Here is a 17437-nt window from a genome sequence, read left to right as displayed (position 1 = left end):
TTTCCATATTTCATCTGTAACATCTATAACATATTACTACTTTTTCACTGGATTGCGTTAGCAAAATGTTAGTATTTTATAAGCGTTATACTAAGGTAGTCGAATTCTAGAGTTTATTTTTTGTTAGTAAATTTTTTACGAGTTAATTTGGGAATAAATAACGATAAAAAGAAAGACCGAAATAAACTAAATACGACAAACGCGATCCATAATCCGTGGTTTTCATAATGCGGTACAAGCACCCAAAGTGCAATTAAAAAAATTATCAATGATAAACCAATGGAATCCCGGATAGACTTTGCTTCAGTAGCACCAGAAAAAATTCCTTCTAGCTGCAAACCCCAGAAACCAAAGATAGGAAACACAAGCATCCATACCAGAAAGTCTTCTGACATAGCTTTTACTTCTGTAATTGTCGTAAATGAGGCGATTATACTTTCTCCGAAAATAAGTACGATTAAACTCAAAAGAATGGCCGAGCCTAATCCCCATTGAGCGGAAAGAGTATACGCACGCTTATAAAGAAAAAAATTAACCCCACCTATAGCTCTGCCGACCAATATACTAGAAGCATTCGCGAAACCGCCAAATAAATAAGCTATTATATAGTGAATTTGTAGTAAGATGGCATTGGCTGCTAACGTAACTTCGCCCATACTTGCACCTATAGAAGTAAAAATTAAGGTCATCGTGAGCAAACATACAGTCCTTAGAAATAAATCTCGGTTCACTTTCATCATTTTTAGAATTGGTCCAGTTTCTAGCAGCATTGATAACTTTATATTGGCTAGTTTCTCTCTATTGGTCAAGTAAAGAAGCCATGCTCCTAACACAACAGCACTAATCTCAGCTATAAGAGTAGCATAAGCAACGCCCTTAACTCCCATTCCTAACTCTAAAACAAAAACAAGGTCTAATATAATGTTTAAGGCATTCATCCATATTTGAGTAGCCAAAGCTAAACGCACCTTTCCCATTCCAATAAGCCAACCCATAATCACGTAGCTAAGCAGAATAAACGGTGCTCCCCAGATTCGAACAGAAAAATAGGAGGATGCAAAGAATGATACCGCTTCACTTCCTCCAATTAATGATAAGGCAATGGCCAAAATAGGACCCTGTAAAATGATAAAAAACAAGCCAAACAAAATAGCTAAAATCATTGGTCTAAGTAAGGATAATACCATTTCATTTTGATTATTTGCTCCTTCTGCCTGAGCAGTAAATCCACTTGTACTCACTCGCAGGAATCCAAGCAGCCAATACATTGTATTAAAGATAACGGCCCCAATGGCAACACCACCTATTGAAGCCGGGTCGGGAATCCTTCCAACAACTGCAGTATCAACAGCCCCTAAAATAGGTGTTGAAATGCCTGATATAATGAGTGGAATGGCCAACACTAAATATTCTCTGTGTCTACAGGATGATGTAGTATTATTTAAGACCATTGAATCTGTTGCCAATTTCATAAATTCCTCCTGCTTTATCCATAACTTAATCAATTGAAGGTGTTTAAATTTGGAATTTCCAAGACCTACAACCTGAGCAAATTTTAATCAATTCTAAACGTTATCAATTTTTATATCTCGATTTTTTGGATTGCATCCATAAGATCCGAAGATTTTCTATCCCATCATAAAATATTCCTGCTTAAAAGAACTCCTATACATCCTAACAAAACAAGTAATGAGATAATTAGTACCTAATAGCTTAAGTATAATTTCTTTAAAAATGCAGAAAAAGACAGGTTTCCCTGTCCTTATCCATAAATTTCACCCATCCTCTTTCATCTAAAGATAGATCTTCATCTCGTGGAATACATCTGCTTATTGCTTCGAGGATATAATGACGGAATTTTTCATTTGGATATTTTGGAGCAGTCTTTGGCATCAAACTTTATGTTTTATTTACTGACTTCACGAAGCTTATATTCTGTTTATGTTAACCCAGTTTGCCCGTTGTAAGTGTACGAAAGCGTGGATGTTCTGCAAGGATGCAGTCTCTTAATCGTTTAACTATAGGGTGTTTTGATGAAAAAAATTGGTCTTTTGAATCGTAACGCTCAATCAATTCCCCTTTTTCAAGTACACCAATTTTATCAGAAATCGAAAAGGCTGCTTTAATATCATGTGTAATAAAAAGATAAGATAAGCCGAAGTCATCTTTTAACTCGCTTAATAGTTCTAAAATTAAGCTTTGTGTAACCATATCTAAACTACTAACTGATTCGTCTAGAACGACTAACTTCGGTTTAAGAGCGATTGCTCTAGCAATATTTATCCTTTGCAATTGTCCTCCGCTAAATTGGTGCGGGTATTTTTTTAAATCCTTTTCGCTTAATCCTACTCTTTCTAATAGCTCACAAACTGTTCTTCTTAATTCTCCTTTGGTTAGTTTTCCATAGTTCTCCAACGGCTCGCTGATAATACGTTCAGCGGTCATTCGGGGATTAACAGCTGAGTATGAGTCCTGAAATACAACTTGGAGGTCGCGGCGTATATTATGTTGGGTAGCTTTATCCGAATTATATATGTCATATCCTTGAAACAAAACCTGGCCTTGCTGTGGACGCTGTATCCCGAGAATTACTCTTCCTAAGGTACTTTTACCGGCTCCACTGGTTCCAATTAAACCTAAACATGTTCCCTCTTCAATAGTAAAGGAAATATCATTAAGAACTTTTTTTGATAGATCTTTTCCTATAAAAAACTTCTTAGAATTAAAGCTAAGACTAACTTGTTTTACCTGTAGCAAGCTCAATGGTTTCACCCCTTGCAAGATTCAATGGGCCTATCATAACATATAGGTATAGGACTGTTTCTGGGAATATAAGGTCGGTCTTGTCCTCAGCAACTTCTTGGTGTACTCATGTTGTGGATTATCAAACAATTCTAACACATTTGCAGCTTCCACTATTCGCCCGTGTTGCATAACGATTACATCATCCGCCATTTCCGAAATAACGCCAAGATCATGGGAAATGAGCAGAATAGATGTACCATATTCAGAACGAACTTTATCTAATAGACGGAGTACTAATGATTGGCTATGAAGATCTAATGCAGTAGTTGGCTCATCCGCGATTATAACGGAAGGGTTTAAGCATGCAGCCATTGCAATCATCACACGTTGAAGCATACCTCCACTTAATTCAAAAGGATAGTTTTTTAATATTTTATCAGAATCTTGTAAATTTATACTTTTCATTACATCAATCGCAAGCTCTTTTGCTTGCTTTTTCTTTAATGTGGTATGAGATCTGATGGTTTCAACAAATTGATGACCAATCGTAAAAACTGGTGTAAAAGCATTCATTGGATTTTGCATAATAAAAGCAATATCCTTCCCTCTAATTTTCCGCATTTCTTTGTTTTCGAGACCATTCAACTCCTTGCCTTGTAATGTAATACTCCCTCTAATATCCATTTTTTTCTTGTCATGCAGCTGCAGAATGGACATACTTGTAACCGTTTTACCACTGCCACTTTCCCCAACAAGCCCAAGAATCCTTCCTTTTTTTATTCCAAAATTTATATCCTGAACAAGTGTGGAAAAACCTACTTCAGTTGTTACTTGTACATGTAAGTCTTTAACATTTAAAATGTCTCGCTCATTTACATCCATTATTCAACAGTCCTTTTTCATTAGCGGCGTTTAACCCCAAAACGTTCTGATAGTGATTCACCTAATAAATTAAACGTCACAACCACTAGCATGATCATTAAACCCGGATAAATCATTAATGTTGGATTCGTTCTGATATATGATTTCCCTTCATGAATCATCGCCCCCCACTCCGGTGTAGGGGGTTGCACACCTAAGCCTAAGAAGGACATGGATGATAAATTCATAATCGCCCAACCCATTTCTAATGTTCCCATTACCGCTAGTGATGGGAGAACATTAGGAATAATATGTTTCTTCATGATAATCCATGTAGAAGAACCACTGATTTTAGCTGCGGTAATATAGTTCTGTTCCTTCAGGCTTAGAACCATTCCCCGGATTACCCTTGCATAATAAACCCATTGTACGAGGATTAATCCTAAAATAACTTGTTTAAGACCCGCTCCCCAAATTCCAACAAATCCAAGAACAAACAAAAGGCTTGGAATCGCCATCAGGCCATCACCGATTCTCATTAACAATTGATCAACCCAACCACCTATATATCCAGATATGATACCAATTAATAAACCCATACTTAAAGCTGAAATAAAAATTAGGAAAGCAAATCCCAGCGAAATTCTTGCCCCAAATAGAATACGAGAAAACATACATCGACCTAAATGGTCTGTTCCTAATGGGTAATCCAAAGAAGGTGGCTGTAGTTTATGAGTTAAATTGATAGCGATAGGGTCGTTAGGTGCCAGCCACGGAGCGAATATTGAGATCAAAAGTAATATGCACAGTATTAGGAAACATGTGACAATCATTTTTTGACTTTTTAATATACCACGAAATATTGCTATCATTGATACTGCCTTCCTTTTCTGGAAATACGAGGGTCTAAATACATTTGGATAAGGTCAACAATTAAGTTGCTTATAAGGAATACTCCCGCTGCTAATACCACATAGCCTTGGATAACAGGAACATCACGGTTAAAAATAGCCTCAATAAAATACCGTCCAAACCCTGGCCACGAAAAGACTGCCTCTACAATAATAGCTCCAGTCATTAAGTTTCCTAAATTCATTCCAAGACCAGTAATCATAGGAGAAATGGCAATTCTTAATACATGCTTTCCCATTATGATTTTTTCATGAATACCTCTCGTCCGCGCAAAAAGTACATATGACTCTTGTGAATTTTCCAGAACACTTGTACGTAACAGGCGAGTATATAAAGCTATTAAAGGGAAAGCCAATGTGACTGAAGGTAAAATTAAATGTCTCCAGGTTCCCGTACCCTCTACTGGGAACAGGTCTAGTTTTACAGAAAAGAAAAAAATGAATAAATATCCAAGCCAAAATGATGGTATCGATGCCCCTATAAAAGAGAGGAATCGACTAAAATGATCTATGCCACTATTCTTCTTTATACCTGCTAAAAACCCCAAAGGGACACTCACTAAAATTGCAATCAATAGACTGCCTAATGTTAACTGAATAGTTGCAGGTATTCGCGAAGAAATCTCTTCCCATACAGGTTGATTCGTAACATAAGATATCCCAAAATCAAGTTGGCATATCTTAATAAGGGCGTTCACATACTGGATTAGAAGAGGTTGATCTAAGCCGAACTCATGTCTTTTTTGTTCCAGCATCTCATCTGTCGCTTGGATATGTGCTGCAGAGAAGTATGCCTCAGCTGGATCCACTGGTGATAGGTTAATCATTCCAAATGTTAGCAGAGTAGCAATAAGAAAGATTGGAACGATTGTCATTATTCGTTTCAAGACATAAGAACCCATGAAAACATCTCCTGTCGCTTACTCGTTTACGCTAATCCCTGTAAATGGATGTTCATCTCGGTTACCAGGGAATGTAAAATCAGCAACATCCTTTTGATAAATTGCTATTTTCTTAATATACGAAATAGGTACAATGGCACTTTGTTCTTGTAATGAGCCTAAAATTGCCGTGTAAAGTTGCTGACGCTCGTTTTCATCCGTTGTTTGTTGAACTTCAGCTATTTGATTCATTAATTCTTCTTTGTTAGGATAAGATGAAATCGCTTCTCTAAATCCAAATCCATCTGTGGCCATCATGTTTACGAAAGTATGCGGATCATATGGAGCACCAAAGTTACTATAGAAATTCATATCGAACTCATTAGCTTTGAATCTTTCCACTTGAGTGGTAAGCTCAACTCCGGCAATATTTAGTTTTACACCTAAGCCCGCCCACTCAGACTGTAAAGTTTCAGCCATTGTTTTTTGGATTACTTCAGCAGAGTTATACATTAACTCAATTTCAAGTGGTTTCCCATCTTTTTCACGTACACTTTTACCCTCTGGCAATATCCAGCCTGCTTCATCTAATAAATGCTTCGCTTTTTCAACACTATATTCAACCGTGGTCGTATCAACATGTGAAGTATAAGGTAAGTTTGTTGGTAAGATATAGTCAGCCTTCTCTTCCAAGCCAGATGTCACACCTTCAACCATTGCTTGTTTGTTAAATCCATAATGTAATGCTTGACGAACTCGTACATCTGAAAGCTGTTCTTTATTCGTATTCATAACCAGCTGTCTAGTAGCGACTGGCTCAGAAATGCTAGTTCCATAGGAACCTGTAGACTCTAATTGCTTAAAAGAATCTATGCTAATAACACCCTCACCATATACAAGGTCTAAATCACCTTTTTCAAAAGCAAGTACGCGTGTTTCAGCATCAGGAATGACTTTGACTTTAATTTTCTCTACACTTGGAAGTTCTCCCCAATAATTTTCGTTATGTTTAAAAATAGCAAACTCATCTACTTTATATTCATCTAACACCCATGGACCCGTACCAACAGGTTGGTCTACACCCTTTGAAGTGTCACCATCTCCAGGAAAACCAGCTTCTCCTAGAAAACGAACTGGACGTACAACTGCTAATTCCTGAATAGTAGGATAATATGGCTCTTTTAATGTTAATTTGAATGTATATTCATCTATGACATCTGTTTGATCAATCTTTGGAATAAATCCTAACCAACCATGCATATCTGCATTCTTTAGTATTGCATCAAAGTTCTTTTTCACAATATCAGCATTAAAATTTGTGCCATCAGAAAATTTAACATCCTGGCGTAAGTTAAATACATATTCTTTCCCATCTTCAGAAATCTTCCAAGACTCTGCTAAATGTGGCTTTAACTCTCCACCATCCTGGTAGCTAACTAAAGGTTCATATACCATGGATTGAGCGAATAATTGAGATGGATTGTAAACATGAGGATTTATTTCGCCTATATCTCTAGGCCAAGCAAAAGTAATCATATTATTATTTTTTTCTGAGGAATTTGGATTTTTAACTGATTCGCTTGAACATCCGAGTAAAGCCATTGATAAAATAAGAATAATTACAGAGATAACTAAATACCGTTTTTTATTTATTCGGTTTGACATAAGTATGCACCTCTCGCATTGATAATGATAACTATTATCAATATTAGAGTTGAATCATCTTAATGTCAATCTAATTTCAAGTTATCATAAAGGATCTAATAGGGGACATGCAGGTTCATTGTCCCAAAATTTTTTAATTTTATGTTGGTTGGTGTCTAGGTAAATATAAAAAAACTTCCCAGTAATTCGAGAATTACTGGGAAGCCTCCATTTTGTTAGCAAATGTTATAATATTACTCTCACCTTACCAACAAATCCCAAGGGTTGGGGGGCAGATTACATCATGCCGCCCATTCCGCCCATTCCGCCCATATCAGGCATTGCAGGAGCAGCGTTTTCTTCTGGCTTGTCAGCAACAACTGCTTCAGTTGTTAAGAACATAGCCGCAACTGATCCAGCGTTTTGAAGAGCTGAACGAGTTACTTTAGTTGGGTCAACAATACCTGCTTCGATCATGTTTACCCATTCGCCAGTAGCAGCGTTGAAGCCAGTTCCAACTGCTTCGCGCTTTAAGCGGTCAACAATGATAGAACCTTCTAGTCCGGCATTGTGAGCGATTGTGCGGACTGGCTCTTCCATCGCACGCAATACGATGTTAACACCAGTTGCTTCATCGCCTTCAGCCTGGATAGCAGCCACTTTATTGTATACGTTTAGTAGGGCAACACCACCACCGGAAACGATGCCTTCTTCTACAGCAGCACGTGTAGAGTTAAGGGCGTCTTCGATGCGAAGCTTACGCTCTTTTAGTTCAGTTTCAGTAGCAGCACCAACTTTAACAACTGCAACTCCGCCAGCAAGTTTAGCCAGGCGCTCTTGTAATTTTTCGCGGTCAAATTCAGAAGTTGTTTCTTCCATTTGCGTGCGAATTTGGTTAACACGACCGCCGATTTGCGCGCTGTCTCCAGCACCCTCAACGATTGTAGTGTTTTCTTTTGTAACAACTACTTTAGTAGCGCGTCCTAAAGAGTCGATTGTAGCAGACTTAAGGTCACGGCCAAGCTCTTCTGTAATTACCTCGCCGCCAGTTAGAATCGCGATGTCTTCTAACATAGCCTTACGACGGTCACCGAAGCCAGGAGCTTTAACAGCAACTGCATTGAAAGTTCCGCGAAGCTTGTTAACTACCAATGTAGCCAAAGCTTCACCTTCAACATCCTCAGCTACAAGCAATAGCGGCTTGCCTTGCTGTACCACCTGCTCAAGGACAGGAAGGATTTCCTGGATGCTTGTGATCTTCTTATCAGTGATTAAGATATAAGGGTTTTCAAGAACCGCTTCCATCTTATCAGAATCTGTTACCATGTATGGAGAAGCATATCCGCGGTCGAATTGCATACCTTCTACCACATCAAGCTCAGTAGTGAATCCTTTAGATTCCTCAATTGTGATAACACCATCGTTGCCAACGCGCTCCATAGCTTCAGCGATTAGCTGGCCAACTTCATTGTCAGCAGCTGAGATCGCAGCAACTTGAGCGATAGATTCCTTGTTTTCAATAGGCTTTGAAATAGTTTTTAATTCTTCAACAGCCGTAACAACCGCTTTTTCAATACCTTTGCGGATGCCCATTGGGTTAGCGCCTGCAGTAACGTTCTTAAGACCTTCACGGATCATTGCCTGAGCAAGAACAGTTGCAGTTGTTGTACCGTCACCGGCAACATCATTTGTTTTGCTTGCAACTTCAGCAACAAGCTTTGCACCCATGTTTTCGAAAGCATCTTCAAGTTCGATTTCTTTCGCAATTGTCACACCATCATTGGTGATAAGCGGAGAACCGAATTTCTTCTCAAGAACCACGTTGCGTCCTTTAGGTCCAAGAGTTACTTTTACCGCATTTGCAAGGGAATCCACACCGCGAAGCATCGCGCGGCGAGCTTCTTCACTAAATTTAATCTCTTTAGCCATTGATAAAAACCTCCTCAAAAATTTTAGCTTTATCTTTTAATAATCTTCGTCTGATCGGCGATTAGCCAATTACAGCAAGAATGTCATTTTCGCGTAAAATTAAATATTCTTTGCCTTCGTACTTTACTTCAGTACCGGCATATTTTGAGAAGATGATACGGTCGCCGTCAGCAACTTCAAGGGCAACACGCTCACCATTTTCAAGAACGCGGCCAGTTCCCACAGCTACAACTTTACCTTCTTGAGGCTTCTCTTTAGCAGTGTCCGGCAGTACGATGCCGCTTGCAGTTTTTTCTTCAGTTTCAACAAGCTCGATAATGATTCGATCACCTAGTGGCTTTAACAAGTGAAACAACCTCCTCAAATAATATGTAAATATTTTTATTTATTAGCACTCTCTCTGTATGAGTGCTAACACAATTATTATATTAATGAATCTCATTTCTATTTGCAAGGGTGAAGCTTAAATTTTTTAGAAAAAATTTCATTCGCCCATACACGCTATTTTTCGACACAGACAACCTCTTAAGTATGCTTTGGAACTCTTCACTTTAACCATGGTATTCTCCTGCTTTGATGCTGATATTTGAAACCCGCTCCTTATTAAGAGTACAATGGCTTTAGGACTTGTTTTCCAACACTCAGATTAAGGAGTATAACATTTTGAAGAAGGAATATTGGTTTATATTAATAGCTTATATTGCCATGCAGCTGTCCAGTTTGTTTGGCGTTCCGCTTGTGTTATTTATTGCAGATGCCCTCGGACAGAATCCCGAAAACATGCAGATCATGGCTGTAGCCTACTGGCTTGTCATCAGTTTTACGGTTACACTGATCATTACGCTTCTATTATTAAGAAAAGAGATGAAAAGAGGCCTGGATAGGGATGCATCTTCCGCAGCAAACTCAGCGGGCTGGGCAATTGGGGGTATATTTTTGGCCCTGATCGCTCAAGCTACTGCTGCCAGCATTGAAAATATGATTGGCATTGAAATGGGGTCTGAGAATACACAGCAGATTATCCGGATTATTGAAGCATCGCCAATCGTAATTTTAATCAGCTCGGTTATCGGGCCAATACTTGAGGAGATTGTCTTTAGAAAAATTATTTTCGGTTCACTCCATAAGCGCTTCAACTTCTTCCTATCGGCCCTGATCAGCTCAGTCATCTTTGCACTTGCCCATTTTGAGCCTGAACATGTACTGCTGTACTCGGCAATGGGGTTCACATTTGCTTTCTTATATGTCAAGACGAAGCGGATTATTGTCCCGATTTTTGCCCATGTGGCGATGAACACCTTTGTTGCGGTTATCCAGCTGAATCAGGATAATATGCAAAAATGGTTAGAAGAAATGGAAAAAATGCAGAGCTTTATCAGCTTTTTCTAGCATAGTGAAATGCTGTGCAGAGTTTTAAACTTATTGGGGGATTTTGATGAGAAGCACACCTTTGTTTTCAGGCTTTATTTACATCCTTCTCGGATGCCTTTTCACTTTTATAGCCATACAGAATATTCAGCGTGAAGAAACCTGGGGATTCTTTACTTATTTTCTGATCATAATTGCCACATTCGATTTAGGCACCGGTCTGCGGATGGTTGGCATGCATTTTAAAATGAAAAATAAAGTGAAAAAATGAGCCCGCAAAAGGCTCATTTTTTACAGTTGTTCGGGATAGTTTTTCAGAAAATAAACCAGTGACTGCAATTCTACTGCCAGATCGATATGGTGAATCCGAATCGAGGCTGGCACAGTGAGCCTCGCAGGTGTAAAATTAAGGATTCCTTTTATTTTCGCATTCACCATCCGATCGGTAATAGCCTGGGCAGGCGGTGCCGGCACTGTTAAAATCGCCACCTGAATATTATTATTTATAATAACTTCTTCAAGGTCATCCATATGATGAACCGGCACATCACCGATACTCGTGCCAACCTTACTCTCATCAACATCAAAGGCTACTTCTATTTTGGTATTATTATTTTTAAGAAAATTATAGTTAAGAAAGGCTGTTCCTAAATTCCCTACCCCGACCAAAGCTACTTTAGTCAGTTCATCCTGGTCAAGAGTCTTCCGAAAGAAGCTCAGCAGGTAATTCACATTATATCCATATCCTTTTTTCCCTAACGCACCAAAGTACGAAAAGTCGCGGCGGATTGTAGCAGAATCTACCTTTACCGCCTCACTCAATTCTGCTGAAGAGACTCTTTGTTTGCCTGATGAGTGAAGGTTTTTTAGAAAGCGGTAGTATAAAGGCAGCCGTTTAGCTGTTGCCTGCGGTATCTTAATTGGTTCATTGGCCATTCGTCCATCCCCATTTCTTATGATGAATTAATTTCTTTTAAAATCTCCGTTTTTCCCGCCTGTTTTCTCTATTAAAAAGGTTGGCCCAATCACCATTCCTTTATCGACAGCCTTGCACATGTCATATACGGTCAACGCACAGACAGAAGCAGCTGTTAACGCTTCCATTTCCACACCCGTATTTCCCTTCGTTTTTACAGAAGCAGTAATGATCAGGACATACTCTTCCTCTTCCGCCTTCCATGAAAATGAAATGTCCACGCCCTTAAGCGGCAGCGGATGGCACATCGGAATAATGTCCCATGTTTTCTTGCTCGCCATAATGCCTGCAGTCTGTGCAACAGCGAGTACATCCCCTTTTTTCATGGAGTTGGATGTTATTTTCTCATATATCTCCTGATTAAGAGTAATACTTGATTGAGCAATGGCTGTCCTTGCCGTCTCAGGTTTATCGCTGACATCCACCATTTTTGCCCTGCCCTCTTGATTAAAATGAGTAAACTCCGCCATTTAAAACACCTCTCTTCAAAATCATACACTATTTTTCTGTTACTTTGTATGTGCTTTGTACTGTTCTTCACATATTTATTTGCCTTTTGTCTTGATTTAATGCCCTTCAGAAGGGCTTATAGTCCTGTCTCCTTTATTGCCGAACATATATGAATGAGTTACACTTACTTTATACCCGAGGTGAAAGAACATGATACTATTACAAGTCAATCAGCTGGCAAAAAATTTTGGCGCTGATCCCATTTTAACCAATATAAAGCTTGAAGTACAAACCAGGGACAGGATTGCTCTAGTAGGGCGCAATGGTGCAGGAAAATCCACCCTTTTAAAAATCATTGCCGGACAAATGACATATGACTCCGGTGAGATTATAAAGCCAAAGGAAGTAACAATTGGCTATCTTGCACAAAATACCGGACTGGAATCAGAGTTATCCATTTGGGATGAAATGCTGACTGTTTTTAGTCATCTGCAGCAGCAGGAAAAACAGCTTCGCAGCCTTGAAGGACAAATGGCGGACCCTGATGTCCTAAATAATTCTGATGCCTATGAACGCATCTTAAAAGAATACGACAAGCTTCAGGTTGATTTCAAAGAAAATGGCGGCTATCAATATGAGGCAGATATCCGTTCCATTCTCCATGGACTCAACTTCAGTTCATTGGGCTATGACACTAAAATTTCATCATTGAGCGGCGGCCAGCGTACTAGAATGGCCCTTGGTAAACTTCTGCTGACAAAGCCTGATATCTTAATACTGGACGAGCCTACCAACCACCTGGATATTGAAACATTATCATGGCTTGAACAATACCTGCAGGGATACAATGGCGCCATTCTAATCGTATCCCATGACCGATATTTCCTTGATAAGGTCGTTTCTCAGGTTTATGAGATTTCCCGCAACCAAATAAGAAAGTATCCGGGAAACTACAGTTCATATCTGGATCAAAAAGCGGCTAACTTCGAAAGAGAAATGAAGCAATTCGAGAAACAGCAGGAAGAGATCGCTAAACTGCAGGATTTTATCCAGAGAAACCTTGCACGTGCTTCCACAACCAAAAGGGCACAAAGCCGCAGAAAGCAGCTGGCCAGAATGGACGTGATGGACAGGCCGCTGGGAGACGAGAAATCAGCTTCTTTTGGCTTTAACATTGAACGGCAATCGGGCAATGAGGTTTTAAATATTCATTCTCTTGCTATAGGCTATGAAGAGATAGTCAGCGAGAATATTTCACTGCGACTGGCAAGAGGCGACAGCATAGCACTTGTAGGGCCAAATGGAATTGGCAAATCCACTTTGCTCAAAACCATCATCAAAAAAATCTCTTCTTTTTCCGGGGAGATTCAGTACGGTTCCAATGTGACAATTGGCTACTATGACCAGGAACAGGCGGAACTCACCAGCAACAAAAGAGTCCTAAACGAATTATGGGATGAATACCCGCTAAAACCGGAAAAGGAAATCCGGACGATACTTGGGAACTTTCTTTTCTCTGGTGACGATGTTCTTAAAACTGTTTCAACACTGAGTGGCGGTGAAAAGGCACGTCTTGCACTTGCGAAGCTTATGATGCAGAAATCCAATTTCTTAATCCTCGACGAGCCTACAAACCATTTGGACCTGGATAGCAAAGAAATTCTTGAAAATGCATTGATCGATTATCCTGGAACGATTCTCTTTGTATCTCATGACAGATATTTTATCAACAGAATCACAACAAAGGTAGTTGAACTTTCCGGCATTGGGGCAACAGAGTATCTCGGCGATTATGATTATTATGTGGAAAAAAAGCAGGAACAAGAGGAACTCCTTGCACTTAATGAGCAAGACAAATCCACCGTATCACAGCCTGTTAAGCAGGAGAAAAATAATTATCAGCAGGATAAAGAAGCCAAAAAGCTCGAACGCCAGCGTAAAAGAAGAATGGAAGAAATTGAAGAGCAAATAGAAGCATTGGAGAAAGTAATCGATATGAATGATCAGCTTCTCTGTGATCCGAATATTTATCAAGACCATGAAAAAGTGATGGGCATCACAAATGAAACTGATGAAGCAAAAGCAAAGCTGGAAGAATTGATGGAAGAATGGACACTTTTAGCTGATGACTAATAAAGGAAAATTCATAACTTTTAGACTGGTAGAATAGTCACTGCCAGTCTTTTTTATTATCCACAGAGATAATCACAAGAAAAACACAGTTATATATACTCTCCACAGACTTTTCCACATTATCCACAACTTAAACTGTTTTTATCCACATTATCAACATAAAATTCTGAAATAAATGATATTATCCACAAAAAAAGCCCCCTATGCGGTCGGGGACTTTTTCCTAATTTATTTATCATTGTGGATAGTGATGTCCAAACCAGGATTGGCATTTAAATCAAGACCGGCGAATTGTCCTTTTTTAAACAGCACACTTCCTGCTGCAGCAATCATTGCTGCATTATCTGTGCATAAAGTTAATGGTGGAATAATAAGCTTTATATCCGCTTTGTCCCCAAACCTCTTCTCCAAAGAAGCTCGAAGTCCTTTATTCGCCGCAACCCCGCCTGCGAGCAGCAGCTGCTTCACCTGATATTCTTCAACGGCTCTTTCTGTTTTCGTTACTAATACATCAATGACACTTTCCTGGAAGCTTGCGGCCAGATCTTCCGGCACAATGGTCTCACCACGCTGCTCAGCATTATGAACAGTGTTGATAACGGCAGACTTTAAGCCGCTGAAGCTAAAATCGTATGAACCTTCTTCCAGCCACGCTCTCGGAAGCTGAATCGTTGGGTTCCCTTCATGAGCGAGTCTGTCGATGTGAGGACCGCCAGGATATGGCAGATTTAATGTCCGGGCAACTTTATCATAGGCCTCTCCTGCAGCATCATCCCTTGTCTCACCAATCACTTCGAAATGGCCATGCTCCTTCATATAGACCAGCTCTGTATGACCGCCGGAGACTACCAGGGACAGTAATGGAAATTCCATTTCTTCAACCAATCGATTGGCATAAATATGTCCAGCAATATGATGGACGCCTACAAGGGGGATACCATGAGCAAAAGCAATAGCTTTAGCGGCATTAACCCCGATCAGCAGCGCTCCTACAAGGCCAGGTCCTTCAGTCACAGCAATTGCTGAAAGATCTGAGTATGTGATGCCAGCCTTATATAATGCTTCTTCCAACACTATAGTTATCTGTTCAACATGATGGCGGGAAGCTATTTCCGGGACTACTCCCCCAAAACGTTTATGGCTTTCTATTTGGGATGCAACTATATTGGCTGAGATTTCACGGCCATTCTTAATGATGGCAACAGCCGTTTCATCACAGCTTGTTTCAATTCCCATGATCCATTGATCTTTTTTCATTATAAATTCACCCACATTACTAAAGCATCTTCTTGATTATCAGTATAGTAGTTTTTCCTTATGGCTCCATTTTGAAAACCAAGCTTTCGGTACAAGGACTGAGCTGTGAAGTTAGATACTCTTACTTCCAGAGTCATCGTGATGGCCCCCATTTCAGATGCAATCTCCATTAACTTTCGCATAAGAGCTTCTCCAAGTTTTCTCCCGCGATATTCAGGGAGCAGTGCAACATTTGTGATATGAGCTTCGTCCACGACTATCCATGCTCCACAGTAGCCTATTACTTTATTTTCTTCTTCTAATACAACATACAAAGCAAACTGATTTTGTGTTAATTCGTTAAAAAAGGCCTCCCTGCTCCAGGGTGTTGCAAAGGACATATGTTCTATTTCCAAAACATCATCAATATCCTCTTCATTCATAAAACGGAAAGTTAAGGATTTATTCATACGTTCGCTTCCTCATCACTATAGCTTTTTTTCTTGGTTTGCTTTTATCCAATTAGCTTCAGCTTCAGCAATCCTAATATAATTAGGAACAAAAGAGTGAACTTCCTCAGGCTCTCTGTCTCTGCCTAACAAGGCGAGTTCTGCCGGCCTTGGATTATGTTCTGCAGGCGAAGCGTACACAGCCCGGTCTCTAAGGGATTCTGCCAATACCTCTTTATGTAAAGGCAAATCATTCCCAATAAAAAGGACCTTCTCTTGCTGCTCAGAAAGCATTGCTGCCCAATCTTTTGCAAGAAGGAGCTGGTCTTTCATAAGAGATGCTAACTGCCCTTCCTTATATTGATACAGGCCAGTATATATTTGTCCTCTCCGTGCATCAAATAGAGGAGATATGACGCCATTAAAGTATCTGCCAGCCGAAGCCGCATAAATTTCCAGGCTGGATACCCCAACCAGCGGCTTCTTTAAAGTCCAGGCCAGAGTTTTTGCAATTGTTACCCCAATACGGACACCTGTATAGGATCCAGGTCCTTTCGCAACAACAATTTTGTCTAACTCAGCCGGCGTAACACCACAATCTTTCATTAATATATCAATTGCCGGCATAACACGAACAGAGTGATTCTTTTTTACATTGGTAATATACTCGCCTATAACCTGATCACCATCCAAAAGAGCTACCCCCAAAGGATAATTGGATGTATCAATGGCTAAAACCTTCATAATATTATCTCCTTACACAATTCCTCATATCTTTTTCCCTGGGGATCCAGGACAAGCTTTCTTGAATCATTATCATCAAGATATAAATAAATCGTCAATAGCTCTTCGGGCAGCTGTTCTTTAACTAGATGAGCCCATTCTACAACTGTGACCCCATTGCCTTCAAAATATTCATCAAACCCCAAATCCTCAAAGGAATCTTCAACTCTATATACATCCATATGATAAAGGGGCAACCTTCCTTGGTATTCTTTTATAATCGTAAAAGTGGGGCTATTTACATTACGGGTAATATTAAGTCCTTTTGCCAGCCCCTTGGTGAATGTCGTTTTTCCTGCTCCCAAATCTCCCTCTAGAGCAAGGACATCCCCCGGCTGAAGCAGGCTGCCCAGCCTTTCCGAAAACGCCATCGTATCCTCTGGCTTCTTAGAGATAAACTCAAACTGACTCATATGATTCATCACCTTTTATAGTCTAATCTATAAATGAAAAGAAAAGCGGAAGCGCCTTGTCCTCCCCCGACAAGCACAAGACGAGCCGTACGGAGAGGTGTTCTTTACCTTTCTGGGCTTATTGGCTTGTGACCTCGAGGGGGTATGCGCTGGAGCTAGACAGTTCTCGAAGTACAAAGATATAAATTCTGATATTACAAAAAAACCTTAGGATAAATCCTAAGGAGAATAATCTATATGTAGTTTACCTTATTTTACAGCAATGGGCAAAGTAAGCTATTTTCGTAAATGGAATATAAGCTTAAGATAAAAAAGCATAAAAAAAGACGAAACCAGGTTTCGTTTTGCTTTTTTTAACATTAGAAAATGGCGGTCCGGACGGGACTCGAACCCGCGACCTCCTGCGTGACAGGCAGGCATTCTAACCAACTGAACTACCGGACCAGATTGCGGGGGCAGGATTTGAACCTGCGACCTTCGGGTTATGAGCCCGACGAGCTACCGGACTGCTCCACCCCGCGATAGTATTATTTATGTGATTTTTCATCACAAATTGTTGTTTCGCCCGGCAGCGTCCTACTCTCACAGGGGGACAGCCCCCAACTACCATCGGCGCTGAGAAGCTTAACTTCCGTGTTCGGTATGGGAACGGGTGTGA

The 17437-nt window shown here is 39.9% G+C and carries 17 protein-coding genes, 2 tRNA genes and 1 rRNA gene; 3 read left to right on the top strand and 17 right to left on the bottom strand.

From position 1 onward, the window contains the following. Positions 1-113: 113 nt before the first annotated feature. The 8 genes from DFO72_RS26090 to groES form a co-directional block, all read right to left on the bottom strand. Entirely contained in the window at positions 114-1472 is a 1359-nt protein-coding gene (locus DFO72_RS26090; protein WP_243856278.1) for an MATE family efflux transporter, read from the bottom strand. A 472-nt stretch (positions 1473-1944) separates the two neighbouring features. Continuing rightward, positions 1945-2763 (bottom strand): nickel import ATP-binding protein NikE, encoded by an 819-nt coding sequence (gene nikE, locus DFO72_RS26085; RefSeq protein WP_113885281.1) that lies wholly within the window; start codon positions 2761-2763, stop codon positions 1945-1947. A gap of 33 nt (positions 2764-2796) precedes the next feature. After that, positions 2797-3627 carry a nickel import ATP-binding protein NikD gene (gene nikD, locus DFO72_RS26080; protein WP_113885280.1) on the bottom strand — a complete coding sequence of 277 codons (831 nt, stop codon included), beginning with the start codon at positions 3625-3627 and terminating at the stop codon, positions 2797-2799. A 20-nt stretch (positions 3628-3647) separates the two neighbouring features. Next, the gene (nikC, locus tag DFO72_RS26075) at positions 3648-4478 is read right to left on the bottom strand and encodes a nickel ABC transporter permease subunit NikC (protein ID WP_113885279.1); all 831 of its coding nucleotides are present in this window, start codon (positions 4476-4478) and stop codon (positions 3648-3650) included. Next, positions 4475-5419 carry a nickel ABC transporter permease subunit NikB gene (nikB, locus tag DFO72_RS26070; RefSeq protein ID WP_113885278.1) on the bottom strand — a complete coding sequence of 315 codons (945 nt, stop codon included), beginning with the start codon at positions 5417-5419 and terminating at the stop codon, positions 4475-4477. Before nikB ends, nikC begins: the two co-directional genes overlap by 4 nt. An 18-nt stretch (positions 5420-5437) precedes the next feature. After that, positions 5438-7063, bottom strand: a complete 1626-nt coding sequence (gene nikA / locus DFO72_RS26065) for a nickel ABC transporter substrate-binding protein (RefSeq protein WP_113885277.1) — start codon at positions 7061-7063, stop codon at positions 5438-5440. A 276-nt stretch (positions 7064-7339) separates the two neighbouring features. After that, positions 7340-8971 carry a chaperonin GroEL gene (groL, locus tag DFO72_RS26060; protein WP_113885276.1) on the bottom strand — a complete coding sequence of 544 codons (1632 nt, stop codon included), beginning with the start codon at positions 8969-8971 and terminating at the stop codon, positions 7340-7342. Positions 8972-9032: 61 nt separating this feature from the next. Further along, positions 9033-9317, bottom strand: a complete 285-nt coding sequence (gene groES / locus DFO72_RS26055) for a co-chaperone GroES (RefSeq protein ID WP_009336289.1) — start codon at positions 9315-9317, stop codon at positions 9033-9035. 317 nt (positions 9318-9634) lie between these two features. On the opposite strand from groES, the gene DFO72_RS26050 reads away from it, so the two are divergent. After that, positions 9635-10360 carry a CPBP family intramembrane glutamic endopeptidase gene (locus DFO72_RS26050; RefSeq protein WP_113885275.1) on the top strand — a complete coding sequence of 242 codons (726 nt, stop codon included), beginning with the start codon at positions 9635-9637 and terminating at the stop codon, positions 10358-10360. A gap of 46 nt (positions 10361-10406) precedes the next feature. After that, entirely contained in the window at positions 10407-10610 is a 204-nt protein-coding gene (locus DFO72_RS26045) for a YdiK family protein (RefSeq protein WP_113885274.1), read from the top strand. A gap of 20 nt (positions 10611-10630) precedes the next feature. Here the strand turns inward: DFO72_RS26045 and DFO72_RS26040 are convergent, their stop codons facing one another. Beyond that, on the bottom strand, positions 10631-11275 hold the full coding sequence (locus tag DFO72_RS26040) for a redox-sensing transcriptional repressor Rex (RefSeq protein ID WP_113885273.1): 645 nt from the start codon (positions 11273-11275) through the stop codon (positions 10631-10633). 27 nt (positions 11276-11302) lie between these two features. Continuing rightward, positions 11303-11785, bottom strand: coding sequence for a cyclic pyranopterin monophosphate synthase MoaC (moaC, locus tag DFO72_RS26035; protein ID WP_113885272.1), 483 nt, complete (start codon positions 11783-11785; stop codon positions 11303-11305). Positions 11786-11975: 190 nt separating this feature from the next. Here moaC and DFO72_RS26030 point away from each other — a divergent pair, with 190 nt between their 5' ends. After that, complete coding sequence (locus tag DFO72_RS26030; protein WP_113885271.1) at positions 11976-13898, top strand: ABC-F family ATP-binding cassette domain-containing protein; 1923 nt, start codon at positions 11976-11978, stop codon at positions 13896-13898. 228 nt (positions 13899-14126) lie between these two features. Here the strand turns inward: DFO72_RS26030 and tsaD are convergent, their stop codons facing one another. From tsaD to rrf, 7 genes are all read right to left on the bottom strand, one after another. Further along, positions 14127-15155: a tRNA (adenosine(37)-N6)-threonylcarbamoyltransferase complex transferase subunit TsaD gene (gene tsaD, locus DFO72_RS26025; protein ID WP_113885270.1), complete on the bottom strand. Its 1029-nt coding sequence runs from the start codon at positions 15153-15155 to the stop codon at positions 14127-14129. After that, a complete protein-coding gene (rimI, locus tag DFO72_RS26020; RefSeq protein WP_113885269.1) occupies positions 15155-15604 on the bottom strand; it encodes a ribosomal protein S18-alanine N-acetyltransferase in 450 nt (149 codons plus the stop codon). Before rimI ends, tsaD begins: the two co-directional genes overlap by 1 nt. Before the next feature lie 18 nt (positions 15605-15622). Then, the gene (tsaB, locus tag DFO72_RS26015; RefSeq protein ID WP_113885268.1) at positions 15623-16327 is read right to left on the bottom strand and encodes a tRNA (adenosine(37)-N6)-threonylcarbamoyltransferase complex dimerization subunit type 1 TsaB; all 705 of its coding nucleotides are present in this window, start codon (positions 16325-16327) and stop codon (positions 15623-15625) included. Next, entirely contained in the window at positions 16324-16779 is a 456-nt protein-coding gene (gene tsaE, locus DFO72_RS26010; protein WP_113885267.1) for a tRNA (adenosine(37)-N6)-threonylcarbamoyltransferase complex ATPase subunit type 1 TsaE, read from the bottom strand. The genes tsaB and tsaE overlap by 4 nt, the downstream gene beginning before the upstream one ends. A 367-nt stretch (positions 16780-17146) precedes the next feature. Further along, a tRNA-Asp gene (locus DFO72_RS26005) sits at positions 17147-17223 on the bottom strand. Between the two features lie 3 nt (positions 17224-17226). Beyond that, positions 17227-17300, bottom strand: a tRNA-Met gene (locus tag DFO72_RS26000). A gap of 42 nt (positions 17301-17342) precedes the next feature. Beyond that, positions 17343-17437: ribosomal RNA gene (gene rrf / locus DFO72_RS25995) — 5S ribosomal RNA — on the bottom strand; the annotation flags it as partial.

It is taken from the genome of Cytobacillus oceanisediminis (assembly GCF_004366035.1).
Taxonomy (GTDB): Bacteria; Bacillota; Bacilli; order Bacillales; family Cytobacillaceae; genus Cytobacillus; species Cytobacillus oceanisediminis_C.
This window is presented reverse-complemented; position numbering and strand designations above follow the sequence as displayed.

Coding starts and splice junctions, on each gene's coding strand:
- DFO72_RS26090 (WP_243856278.1), bottom strand. CDS start 1,472: ATGAAATTGGCAACAGATTCAATGGTCTTAAATAATACTACATCATCC.
- nikD (WP_113885280.1), bottom strand. CDS start 3,627: ATGGATGTAAATGAGCGAGACATTTTAAATGTTAAAGACTTACATGTA.
- nikC (WP_113885279.1), bottom strand. CDS start 4,478: ATGATAGCAATATTTCGTGGTATATTAAAAAGTCAAAAAATGATTGTC.
- nikB (WP_113885278.1), bottom strand. CDS start 5,419: ATGGGTTCTTATGTCTTGAAACGAATAATGACAATCGTTCCAATCTTT.
- nikA (WP_113885277.1), bottom strand. CDS start 7,063: ATGTCAAACCGAATAAATAAAAAACGGTATTTAGTTATCTCTGTAATT.
- groL (WP_113885276.1), bottom strand. CDS start 8,971: ATGGCTAAAGAGATTAAATTTAGTGAAGAAGCTCGCCGCGCGATGCTT.
- DFO72_RS26045 (WP_113885274.1), top strand. CDS start 10,407: ATGAGAAGCACACCTTTGTTTTCAGGCTTTATTTACATCCTTCTCGGA.
- DFO72_RS26040 (WP_113885273.1), bottom strand. CDS start 11,275: ATGGCCAATGAACCAATTAAGATACCGCAGGCAACAGCTAAACGGCTG.
- moaC (WP_113885272.1), bottom strand. CDS start 11,785: ATGGCGGAGTTTACTCATTTTAATCAAGAGGGCAGGGCAAAAATGGTG.
- DFO72_RS26030 (WP_113885271.1), top strand. CDS start 11,976: ATGATACTATTACAAGTCAATCAGCTGGCAAAAAATTTTGGCGCTGAT.
- tsaD (WP_113885270.1), bottom strand. CDS start 15,155: ATGAAAAAAGATCAATGGATCATGGGAATTGAAACAAGCTGTGATGAA.
- rimI (WP_113885269.1), bottom strand. CDS start 15,604: ATGAATAAATCCTTAACTTTCCGTTTTATGAATGAAGAGGATATTGAT.
- tsaB (WP_113885268.1), bottom strand. CDS start 16,327: ATGAAGGTTTTAGCCATTGATACATCCAATTATCCTTTGGGGGTAGCT.
- tsaE (WP_113885267.1), bottom strand. CDS start 16,779: ATGAGTCAGTTTGAGTTTATCTCTAAGAAGCCAGAGGATACGATGGCG.